The sequence below is a fragment of the Marinobacter sp. ES-1 genome (assembly GCF_000475255.1).
GTDB lineage: Bacteria > Pseudomonadota > Gammaproteobacteria > Pseudomonadales > Oleiphilaceae > Marinobacter > Marinobacter vinifirmus.
In genome coordinates, this window is the sequence record NZ_AXBV01000085.1 from 1 (window position 1) to 10,851 (window position 10,851).

At 57.9% G+C, this 10,851-nt stretch carries 12 protein-coding genes; 2 read left to right on the forward strand and 10 right to left on the reverse strand.

Annotated elements, in window-relative coordinates; all coding sequences use genetic code 11:
* Positions 1-463 precede the first annotated feature (463 nt).
* Positions 464-1,372, reverse strand: a complete 909-nt coding sequence (locus Q668_RS14090; protein ID WP_022990266.1) for a LysR family transcriptional regulator — start codon at positions 1,370-1,372, stop codon at positions 464-466.
* A 159-nt stretch (positions 1,373-1,531) separates the two neighbouring features.
* Here Q668_RS14090 and Q668_RS14095 point away from each other — a divergent pair, with 159 nt between their 5' ends.
* Together Q668_RS14095 and fghA are read left to right on the forward strand one after the other, a co-directional pair.
* A complete protein-coding gene (locus Q668_RS14095; protein ID WP_227498369.1) occupies positions 1,532-2,650 on the forward strand; it encodes an S-(hydroxymethyl)glutathione dehydrogenase/class III alcohol dehydrogenase in 1,119 nt (372 codons plus the stop codon).
* Positions 2,651-2,697: 47 nt separating this feature from the next.
* A complete protein-coding gene (gene fghA / locus Q668_RS14100) occupies positions 2,698-3,552 on the forward strand; it encodes an S-formylglutathione hydrolase (RefSeq protein WP_022990268.1) in 855 nt (284 codons plus the stop codon).
* Between the two features lie 11 nt (positions 3,553-3,563).
* Here the strand turns inward: fghA and Q668_RS14105 are convergent, their stop codons facing one another.
* From Q668_RS14105 to Q668_RS14145, 9 genes are all read right to left on the reverse strand, one after another.
* On the reverse strand, positions 3,564-4,517 hold the full coding sequence (locus tag Q668_RS14105) for a biotin-dependent carboxyltransferase family protein (protein ID WP_022990269.1): 954 nt from the start codon (positions 4,515-4,517) through the stop codon (positions 3,564-3,566).
* A complete protein-coding gene (gene pxpB, locus Q668_RS14110; protein ID WP_022990270.1) occupies positions 4,514-5,242 on the reverse strand; it encodes a 5-oxoprolinase subunit PxpB in 729 nt (242 codons plus the stop codon). Before pxpB ends, Q668_RS14105 begins: the two co-directional genes overlap by 4 nt.
* Entirely contained in the window at positions 5,239-5,994 is a 756-nt protein-coding gene (locus Q668_RS14115) for a 5-oxoprolinase subunit PxpA (RefSeq protein ID WP_022990271.1), read from the reverse strand. Before Q668_RS14115 ends, pxpB begins: the two co-directional genes overlap by 4 nt.
* Entirely contained in the window at positions 5,991-6,791 is an 801-nt protein-coding gene (locus Q668_RS14120) for a hypothetical protein (RefSeq protein WP_022990272.1), read from the reverse strand. Before Q668_RS14120 ends, Q668_RS14115 begins: the two co-directional genes overlap by 4 nt.
* Entirely contained in the window at positions 6,785-8,158 is a 1,374-nt protein-coding gene (locus Q668_RS14125) for an amidase (RefSeq protein ID WP_022990273.1), read from the reverse strand. The genes Q668_RS14120 and Q668_RS14125 overlap by 7 nt, the downstream gene beginning before the upstream one ends.
* The gene (locus Q668_RS14130; RefSeq protein WP_081697612.1) at positions 8,155-8,559 is read right to left on the reverse strand and encodes a DUF2848 family protein; all 405 of its coding nucleotides are present in this window, start codon (positions 8,557-8,559) and stop codon (positions 8,155-8,157) included. Before Q668_RS14130 ends, Q668_RS14125 begins: the two co-directional genes overlap by 4 nt.
* Entirely contained in the window at positions 8,516-8,701 is a 186-nt protein-coding gene (locus Q668_RS14135; protein WP_022990275.1) for an META domain-containing protein, read from the reverse strand. The genes Q668_RS14130 and Q668_RS14135 overlap by 44 nt, the downstream gene beginning before the upstream one ends.
* A gap of 205 nt (positions 8,702-8,906) precedes the next feature.
* Positions 8,907-9,509 (reverse strand): cysteine hydrolase family protein, encoded by a 603-nt coding sequence (locus Q668_RS14140; RefSeq protein WP_022990276.1) that lies wholly within the window; start codon positions 9,507-9,509, stop codon positions 8,907-8,909.
* Between the two features lie 330 nt (positions 9,510-9,839).
* Complete coding sequence (locus Q668_RS14145; RefSeq protein WP_022990277.1) at positions 9,840-10,799, reverse strand: integron integrase; 960 nt, start codon at positions 10,797-10,799, stop codon at positions 9,840-9,842.
* Positions 10,800-10,851: the final 52 nt, after the last annotated feature.

Here is a 10,851-nt window from a genome sequence, read left to right on the forward strand (position 1 = left end):
GCTAAGCTTCGCGTTAATGGCCCAGGCCGTCTTCATTTTTGGCGGGCTCAGTGCAAGGGCCTTAGCATCGGACTTGGCTGCAAAGCCGCCTTTGTTGGTGATGGCCAAGGCCGGAAAAGTTGTTGCCGGAGTTGGTTGCCAAAGTCACCCGCAGCATGGTTATTCATGGCGTGCCCTAGTCGCGGGGCCGTCCAGTTCAAACAGTAATCGGGTTGGTGCGGTTTGCGTTCTGGTTCCTTTCGCCATCCGTCTGGTTGGTGCAAGCTGTTCGCTATCGCATGACGAATGTGTAAGTCTCTTCGAGAATCATGTTGGTCGATCTCCTTTGTTAAACCTTGGTTTTCCGAAACTGATTAAACGGGTTCCGGAATTGAGGCATTCAGGGGTAAGACCATCGCCTTATGCAGAAAAGTCTGGCCGTAAACCGCCGCTCCTTAAATACACAATCCCGTCGGTTCATTGCCTAATCGTCCACGCCTGGAGCGTCCAACGGAGGACCGCCAGGTTTCAGGGACTCGGCAAGGAAATCCAACAGCATGCGCACCTTCGGCGATAGATGACGGTTATGGGGATACACCGCCCAGATACCGTCATCGTCTTCCTGGTAATGGGTAAGCACCGGAATCAACAGCCTGGAATCCAGAGCGTTCTGAACGTAGTAATCCGGTAGTTGAACAATACCAATGCCCTTGAGGGCGGCATCAAGCAGTGCCCTGCCACTGTCGCAGCGGATGTTCCCCGTTACCCGCACGTTGCGCGGCTGGCCCGCTTCCTGGAAGCGCCAGTAATCCAGGTTTCCCAACAGGCAGTTGTGGTTCGCCAGTTCGGACAACGAGTGGGGCGTGCCTTGCGTGGCGAGATAATCCGGCGAGGCACACACGTATAGGGTTCGCGATGCCAGGCGTCGGGCCATCAGGGTCGAATCCTCCAGCTTACCCATGCGAACAGCCAGATCGTATCCTTCAGCCACCAGGTCCAGCGTCTGGTTGGTAAGTTTCATGTCCACGTCGAGTTCGGGGTATCGCAAAACAAAGTCATTGACCAACGGAGCAATGGATTTCTCTCCATAGGTCACCGGCGCAGTCAGCCTCAGCCTGCCTCGCGGGACCAGCTGCATGTTGGTAATAGAGCGCTCGGCCTGCTCCAGGGCGTCGAGTACCTGTCGGCAGTGCTGGTAAAAGATCTGTCCGGCCTCGGTTACCGACACCCGGCGTGTGGTGCGGTAGAACAACCGGGTCGATAGGCGGGCCTCCAGGGCACTGACCTGACGGCTGACCTGTGCCGTCGACACATCCAGTCGCTTCGCGGCACGCGTGAAACTCTCGGTTTCGGCAACCGCCACAAACTCGTTTATCCCTTCCCAGCGATACATGGTTTTCCCCGTTTGCTTTGCACCACCCGATTATTGCACACACGTAAAGGTGATTTGATAAAAGCAGCGATTATCAATCAAATGACCATAAATACAATATGGACTTCGTTTGGGCGTCCCGCCCTTCCTGAATAATCAATGGAGAACGTTATGGCTGAGATAATCAAATCAAAAGCAGCAATTGCCTGGGGCCCGGGTCAGCCACTGTCGGTTGAAGAGGTGGACGTGATGCCCCCGAAAGCAGGGGAAGTACGGATAAAAGTGATCGCAACCGGTGTATGCCACACCGATGCGTTTACCCTCTCGGGTGAGGATCCCGAGGGCAACTTTCCAGCCATCCTTGGCCATGAAGGCGGCGGCATTGTAGAGGCGATTGGTGAAGGCGTTACCAGTGTTGCCGTCGGCGATCACGTTATTCCCCTGTATACCCCCGAATGTGGCGAGTGCAAATTCTGCCTGTCCGGCAAAACCAACCTGTGCGGGAAAATCCGCGAAACCCAGGGCAAGGGGCTGATGCCCGACGGCACCAGCCGCTTCTACAAGGACGGACAGCCAATCTATCACTACATGGGTTGCTCGACCTTCTCCGAGTACACCGTTCTGCCGGAGATTTCGCTGGCGAAGGTCAACAAGGAAGCCCCGCTGGAAGAGGTGTGCCTGCTCGGCTGCGGCGTAACCACCGGCATGGGCGCGGTCATGAATACCGCCAAGGTGGAAGAAGGCGCTACGGTGGCCATTTTCGGTCTCGGCGGCATCGGCCTCTCCGCAATTATTGGCGCGACCATGGCCAAGGCGAGCCGAATCATTGCCATCGATATCAATGACAGCAAATTCGACCTGGCACGACAGCTTGGCGCAACCGACTGCATCAATCCCAAAGACTATGACAAGCCGATTCAGGAAGTGATCGTTGAACTGACTGACGGTGGCGTGGACTATTCCTTCGAATGCATCGGCAACGTCGATGTCATGCGGTCCGCACTGGAATGTTGCCACAAGGGATGGGGCGAGTCGGTCATTATTGGCGTTGCCGGGGCAGGCCAGGAGATTTCCACCCGCCCGTTCCAGCTCGTTACCGGTCGCGTCTGGAAAGGCTCCGCCTTCGGAGGGGTCAAAGGCCGTTCCGAGCTGCCTGGTATTGTCGAGCGTTACCTGCAGGGTGAATTCAAGCTTAATGATTTCATCACCCACACCATGGGGCTTGATGACATCAACGAGGCCTTCGAGCTGATGCATGAGGGCAAGAGCATCCGCAGCGTTATTCATTTCGACAAGTAATCGCGACGGCCACCTGCCCCGCAGGTGGCCGACCGATGGAGGTCCCGATGACAATCGAAAACCTGAGCAGCAACAAGAGCTTCGGTGGCTGGCACAAGCAGTACAGTCACCGTTCTGAAACCCTGGGTTGCAGAATGCGATTTGCGATCTACCTTCCGCCAGGAGTAGCCAACGGGGAAAAAGTACCGGTGCTCTATTGGCTGTCCGGCCTGACCTGTACCGATGAAAACTTCATGCAGAAAGCCGGCGCCCATCGTGTGGCCGCGGAATTGGGCATGGCCATCGTGGCACCGGACACCAGCCCCCGCGGCGATGACATTGCCGATGATGAAAGCTACGATCTTGGCCAGGGCGCTGGCTTCTACGTGAACGCTACCGAAAGCCCATGGCATCCCAACTACCGCATGTACGACTATGTGCTGAATGAGCTGCCTGCACTGATTGAATCTGTTTTCCCGGTAACGGATCAACGCTCGATTGCAGGTCATTCAATGGGGGGTCATGGTGCCCTCGTTCTGGCTCTTCGCAACCCTGAAAGATACCGGTCCGTATCGGCCTTCAGCCCGATCAGCAATCCGGTAAATTGCCCATGGGGCAGGAAGGCCTTCACAGCCTACCTGGGCAAAGACACCTCACGCTGGGCCGAATACGACGCTAGCCTACTGATGCGCGAGGCAAGGCAGTTCGTACCAGCCCTGGTCGACCAGGGCGATGCGGATAATTTCCTGACTGAACAGCTTCAGCCAGAGGCGCTTGAGACCGCAGCCAGCATCAGCAATTACCCGCTGGAGCTCAATTTCCGGGAGGGCTACGACCACAGCTACTTCTTTATCGCGAGCTTTATCGAAGCGCACCTGCGATTCCATGGCGGGCATCTGCGGATAAACTCGGCAACGAGTTGAAAATACAGCAATCAGCCCTTGAACCCGGCCAGAAAAGCGCGGTATTCCCGGAGCACCGCTTCACTGCTGCGGGCGACCAGCCTGACTTCCTGTCCGGGGAGGCATTGGGCCAGCCGGGACGCGGCCAGCGGCGAAAGCGCACCCAGTCTCGGATAGCCTCCGATGGTCTGACGGTCGTTGAGTAATACGATCGGCTGGCCATCGGGTGGCACCTGAACCCCTCCGAGGTTGATGCCCTCTGAAATCAGCGATCGGATTCGGCACTGTAATTTGGGGCCGGTGAGGCGCACACCCATGCGGTCTGCCCGGTCATCCACCCGCCACCAGGTGTTGAAAGCGTCAAACAGGCTGCGGCCGGTGAATTCGGCAATCTGCGCACCTGGCAGCAGGTCGAGCTGCGGCGGCTCCCGGAAATCCGGGCGGGCATGCGGCGGGGCCTGGGTGATGCCCGGTGCTGCGGTGATACCCGGTCTGAACGTGCTTAACCTGTCGTCATCCGCCAGCTTGCGGCCGTAGCCATCAAAGCCGCCCAGTTGCTCCCGGGCGACACAGGCTACGCTGCCCATCGCTGGCGGAGCCGCAAAGCCACCGTGTACAGATAGATACGCCCGCAGCCCGCTTACCGGGGTGCCAAACGTCAGTTTCTGGCCTTCGGCCCAGCGTACCCGTTGCCAAAGCGGAACCGGATGGCCCTCCAGCGTGGCGCCAAGATCGGCTCCGGCGATGGCAATATCAAGATCGCGTTCCGCCACCAGTTGCAGTCCGCCAAAGGTAATTTCAAGGCTTGCCGAGCCCCAGGGATTACCGGCCAGCCGGTTGGCCCAGGCCCAGGAATACAGGTCGGCCGGACCGCCTTGAGTGACCCCCAGGTGCCGGACACCAAAGCGGCCGCGGTTCTGAAGCAGCGCAAGCGGCCCGGCCCGGAGCACCCGGATCGCGATGTCGCTCTGGGGCAGGGTGGTCATTGGCATGCCTCCATGGGGGTAATGTCGCCTCCGCTACGTTCAAACGCCTCTCGAGAGGTCGGAACAAAGCGTACCTGGTCGCCCACATTCAGCAGGCTGAAACCTTCTCTTTCTCGGTCGAACAGGCGGGCACTGGTGCGACCCAGAAGGTTCCAGCCGCCTGGGGTGGCGGTGGGATATGCGGCGGTCTGGCGCGCGGCAATGGCCACGCTGCCCACCGGGACTTTTTTACGGGGTGTGTCGAGTCTCGGGCATTCCAGTTCTGGGGCCGTCAGGCCCATGAAGGCAAAGCCTGGCGCAAAGCCCAGGGCAAAAACGCGGTAGGTTTTCTGGCTGTGGCACGCGATGACCTCAGCCACCGACAGTCCCGTATGTTCCGCGACCCGCTCAAGGTCTGGCCCAACGCTGGCATGGTAGAGCGTGGGCAGTTCATGGATCTGGCGGGTGCCGGGGTTGCCCTCCGGTGTCAGGTCCGTGAGCAGGCTGGTGATCTTCTGTTGCGCTTCCAACGGACTCAGTTGCACGGGATCGAAAACCACCAGCAAGGTAGTGTAGGACGGCACCAGGTCCACCAGCGCCGTTCCGAATACCGATTCGCAGCGCTGCAGCAACGCGGTGATCCAGGGCAGGTTGGCTTCATCAATGCTATCGAACAGCCGAACCATCCAGCCATCCAGTCCCGCAGATTCCAGCCGGGGCAGGGTTGTGACGGAGCCTGTGTTCATGCCTGGCTTCCCAGTGCCTGAATGGCTTCCCGAATGGACTGGATGGCAGCGATGGATTCGTTGTTGTCCCCATGCACGCACAAGGTGTCGGCTTGCAAAACGATCTTGCTGCCGTCGCTGGCGGTGAGTGGTTCACCTTTGGCGATCGTAATGGCCTGTGCCAGGATTTCCTTCGGGTCTTCATGAACGGCACCGGGCAGTCGCCTGGACACCAGATGCCCGTGCTGATCATAAGCGCGGTCCGCAAAGGCCTCAAACCATAGGGTTATGCCATACCGGTCGGCAATGTCCTGTACCATCGACGTGTCACAGGCTGCCATAGTCATCAGGGGCAGAGAGTCATCGAAATCTTTGACCGCCCTGACCACGGCTTCAAACAAAGCGGGATCCCGGATCGTATCGTTGTACAGTGCGCCGTGGGGTTTCACGTAATGTAGCCGCAGACCTTCAGCCCGACAAAGCCCGGACAGAGCCCCGATCTGGTACAGCACAAGGTCTTCCACTTCAGCAGGTGAGCAAGCCATAGAGCGTCGGCCAAAACCCACCAGATCCGGATAGGATGGGTGAGCGCCGACCTTCACCTGATGGGCTTTGGCCAGGCGCAGGGTACGCCGGATAACGTGAGGGTCGGATGCGTGAAAGCCGCAGGCTACGTTGGCAAGATCCACGTGGGGCATGACATGCTCATCCATTCCCATGACCCATGGGCCGAAGCTTTCCCCCATATCGGCATTGATCAAAAGCGTGCTCATATAGCCTCTCCTGTTTTAACCATGCGGTAACGCCACTGGCTTAAGACAAAAATTCCCAGGCTCACTGCCATCGAGGCAGCCAATGCCACGGCAAAAGTGGCCATAGGAGGCAAAGTGTCTACCACCAGTGCCAGCGCCAGTGCAAAGGCTACGAGGCTGAGCATGCCTTTTTGGGCCATGCTTACCGTTGCTCTTGCCACTTCCGGGCCGTAGCGCTCGTAGAGTGTCCAGCCAATCGTGAACAAACCCACAGGAAACCCCACCAATATACCGGAAAGGAGCGGGCCGGTTCTCGCCGCCAGGGTTGTTGCAATACTTACCAGAATGCCAGCCAGCAGGCCCCGTAATAGCAGATCGAACCAGCCTGATCGAGCAATTACGACCGTGTGCCTTAGTTGCAGCCTGTGGCGTATGAACTCAGCCGTCAAAAGCACCAAGCCGTACGCCAGAAGGGCACCCCATACGCCTCCGGGTAGCAATGAAAATAGAAGCGAAGCGGGTATCCAGCTGCCCGTTGCCAGTGACAGGCTGGTGAATACCCCCAAACGCCCGGCGGACAGCACGAAGCTGATAGCGAAGATAAGCGTTGCGATCAGTGCGTGCAGAGTCGACAGCGCGGCGGCTTGCAGGAACTCGGTTGAGCGCTCCTGAAGCATAAAGAAGTAGCCGGGGCCAAGAATAATCGGCGTGCCTGCCAGAATGCCGCCAAGCCGGGGGCCCATTTTGCCAACGGCCACCGACACCCCAATCACCACTGCTGCGGTTGCCACCAGTTTGACAATCAGAACGCTCAGCATAGGGTTGAGAGTATCCTCTCAAGGCCTGCTGCAGTGTTGAGCAATTGCCGATCCGTTCCATTTCGGCCAACCAGCATTAGCCCGGATGGCAGCGCGCCCTGCGGGTGATTCGGAATTGTAATGGCACATAAATCCAGCAGGTTGGCGACGCTCGGGTTGCGTAACACCAGCAGGTTCAGCCGCCCATAGCGCTCATCATCAACGAGTTCCTCAAAACGTGGTGGGGCAATTGGCACGGTGGGTGCCAACAATCCGTCGTAGGCTGACAACCACTGGTCGGCCTGTTGTTTGCGATTTTGTCGGCGGTGCAGCAGCTCGATGTAATCGGAGGCGGTGAGAGAGGCACCGCGCTCGATGCGAGTACGGACTCTTGGGTCATAGCGATCTCCGCAAGCTGCCAGCCAGTCCCGGTGCAGATGGTAGCTCTCTGCAGCGGTAAAACCGCCGCCCTCCAATAGCTCTGGCAGGGCGTCCAGTACCGGAACCGCGACCTCGTCAATTATTGCGCCCGCGCCGCGAAGAGCCTTCAGGCTACGGCCGAAAGCGTCAGAAATTTCGGCTGAAACATCGTCGAGCATGTAGTTGGTAGGGACGGCAAAACGCAGGCCAGCCAATGAACGAGGCTTTAAAGGTGTCGCCGGTTGCCCTGCCAGAACAGCATCAATGCGTGCACAGCAGTCGACGGTTCGAGCCATAGGGCCGATAGAGTCGAGGCTATCGGACAGCGGAAAGGAGCCCGTGCGTGGAATGCGGCTTTGCGACGGTTTAAAACCGACCAGGCCGCAGAACGCTGACGGAATACGAACTGAACCGCCGGTATCGGAGCCGATAGCCGCTGCGGCCATGTATCGGGCCACGGCGACGGCGGCGCCGGAAGATGAGCCGCCGGGAATCCGGCCGGGAGCGACAGGGTTATCCGGTGTGCCGTAATGGGGGTTTATGCCAAGCCCGGAATAGGCGAATTCGGTCATGTTGGTGTGCCCGGTAATAACGGCCCCGGCACGGCGCAAGCGAGTTACGATCAGCGCATCGGCTTTGGCTGGAGTGTCCCACCATTGGCTACCGGCGTGGGTAACTTCTCCTGCCACGTCGAACAGAACTTTCAATGCGATCGGTAAGCCAGCCAGCTCACCAGTGGGTACACCGGCGCCTCGCAAGCCGTCTATAGCCCGGGCTTCGGCTTTTGCCTGGCCATCGAACCGGCGGGTATAAACCTGCCGATCCGGGTGATCACCTTTATCGATGTTGGCCTGGCAGATATCCAGTAGCTCACCGGCTTGCCAGTGGCCAGCGGCCAGGCCAGTGAGTAGGTCTGCCAGAGATTCCGCTGGCAATGGCTTGAGCGCTGTAGTTTCGAGTCGTGTCATTTTATCACCGACAGGGTCTCAACGTTGTAAGCATGCTCCAGAGAGCGGCCTCTGACCGGATCCGTTAACACCATCCGAAATGTTTCTGCCGGGCGAACACCTCCGATCACGGGTAGTGTTCCGCAAAGCATGGCCTGTCCGGGTGCCAGTTCGGTTGTTTCCAGGCCAAATCGACGCAGTAGATCCTCCGGATGCAGTAGCCCGGTAACACCGCCTTGCTGGTAGGGTACTTCCTTGCCATCAATGGTGGCGAAAGAGGCCATTTGTAGCTTATCCCAATGGTCAATTACATCCGCCAGCCACCAGATCTGACGCCCTACCGGTTTGGCACACACCTGTTTGGAATGGGCGACCGACCTAATCCGTTTTCTGGAACGACAGCAGAGTCTTGCCACGGGCATTTTGCAGGTGCAGTTTCAGGCCCTCAAGCAAATACCCCTCCACCTTGCCCAGCCGCTGCCGGAACCGGTCTGCAGTGGCCATATCGGCGCAGGCCATCATGGTGGCCGCGATCGGGCCGAGGAAGGGCTGAATGCTGAACAACCAACCAGCAGTGAAGCTCCCAGAGCAATGGCAATAGAAACTCGAAGCATGCAGTTACCTCTCATCATCAATCCTGGGTCATGGCCGGGCTGGCCTTATCGCAGCTTTAATGAGGGTAGCACTAAGTTGATGAACGTATGATAGGAAGATAACGAATTGACGGATACCTCACCATCCTTTAGACGGCGAGGTATCTCGATAGTGCTTAGTCTGGTACGTCAGCTACCGACGGCACCACCGCCGAGGGCAGATCTGACAGCGCAGCCAAGGCGGCTTCCTGCACCTGCTCCGAGGGCACGGCTTTGCCAGACGCCCGGGACGGCAAGGAACGGGTAGCGGTGGCTGCGGCAACCACCGTGGGGTTGTAGCCCAGCGAGAAGGCGCCTCGGGCGGTGGAGTTCACGCACATATGGGACATAAAACCCGCCAGAATCAGATTTTGCACGCCCGCGGCTTTCAGCTGGTCATCCAGGTTTGTCTGGGTGAAGGAATTCGGGTAATTTTTGGTGATCACCGGCTCGCCATCTACCGGGGCTACCACATCGGCGATCTGGCCAATCGGTGCCGTGAGGTCGTAGGGTGAACCGGCACCGGCATCGTGTTGAATGTGGAATACCGGCCGCCCCGCCGCCCGGAAGCGCTCCAGCAACGCCTTGCACTCCTGCAGTGCGGGCTCCACGCCATCCAGTTTCATAACACCTTCGCGGTAGGTGTTCTGGGCATCGATAATCACCAGCGCGGAATCGCTGATCGGGCTGGCCTGGTTCCCCAGGCCGACAATGTCCCGCAGGGTTATCAGATCTCTCATGATGTTTCCTTGTGGTTGGCAACGGCAAAAAACTTCTGTGTGACGGCGCAGTTGCAATGGCTCACCGGTTATAAAAAACCGACCGACACTGGCAAGTTACCCGGCCCCTGCCAGCAAGTGAATCAACACAAGGGAGGATTGCCCCGCGCCTTGGGAGCCAGTACCAAAGTGCCGTGTTGCCCGCAGTGGCATCCGGGCTACGGCCTCCTTATCGTAGCCTCATGTCATAGCCTCATGCAAAAAGACTTCTATCGACGCGGCCCGGACCACAGAGCCGGGGCCTGTGTGGGGTTTCTGGATATGCGCCGCAAAAGTCCGAGAGTTGACGTGCTATCCGAGTGGGCTGCGAACCCCGGCAAAGCCCTGGCCAAGAACGTGCGTATAGATCTGGGTAGTTCGGAGATCCGAGTGGCCGAGCAAATCCTGAACGGTGCGAATATCGGTTCCGCGTTTCAATAGCTCGGTTGCAAACGTGTGCCGGAACGTATGACAACCCGCCCGCTTGCCAATGCCAGCTTGTTTGACGGCATTGCGTACGGCCTTTTGAACAGAGGTAATATGCCGATGGTGACGAACCACGTTGCCAAGATTATCGGTGCTAATAGATGGTGACGGAAAAAGCCATTGCCATTCCAGAGACCGACCTGCATTCGGGTATTTTCGGGCAAGTGCAAACGGAAGGCTGACAGGATGAAGAAACGCTTTGTCCTGTTCCCGCCAGGCTTTTCGAATAGTATTGATATGACATTGCAGCGGAGCCAGCAATGGGGCGGGTAACAGGGTTGTTCGGTCTTTGGCGCCTTTGCCGTCTCGAACTGTGACGACCTGTTGTTGAAAATCGAGATCTTTAATACGTAACCGGCAGGCCTCCGTAATTCGCAGGCCAGCACCATATAGCAGGGAAGCAATCAGGCGATCTGTTTCCCCCAGCTGATTTATGATGGCCATGGCTTCATCATGGGTGAGCACTACCGGCAGTTTGCGTGGCTTTTTCGACCGGATAACCTCGCCGATATCGCCTATTGGTTTTTCCAGTACTTTGTCATACAGGAATACCAACGCATTCAGTGCCTGGGCCTGAGTTGCAGCGGCTACATTGCGACGAACGGCAAGCCAGGTGAGAAACTCATTCACTTCTCGGGCACCCATTTCACGCGGGTGTTCCATGTTTTGAAAGCGGATAAAAAACCGAATCCAGTACCAGTAGGATTTTTCTGTACGAATACTGTAGCGATTCACTCTGATAACGGCACGGACTTGATCTCTTAGCCGAGGTTCGTTTTTCTGCATAGCGGTGGCTCCTTGCCGTTGCTGTGTTTTTATGGGTCTTCACTTCTTTTAG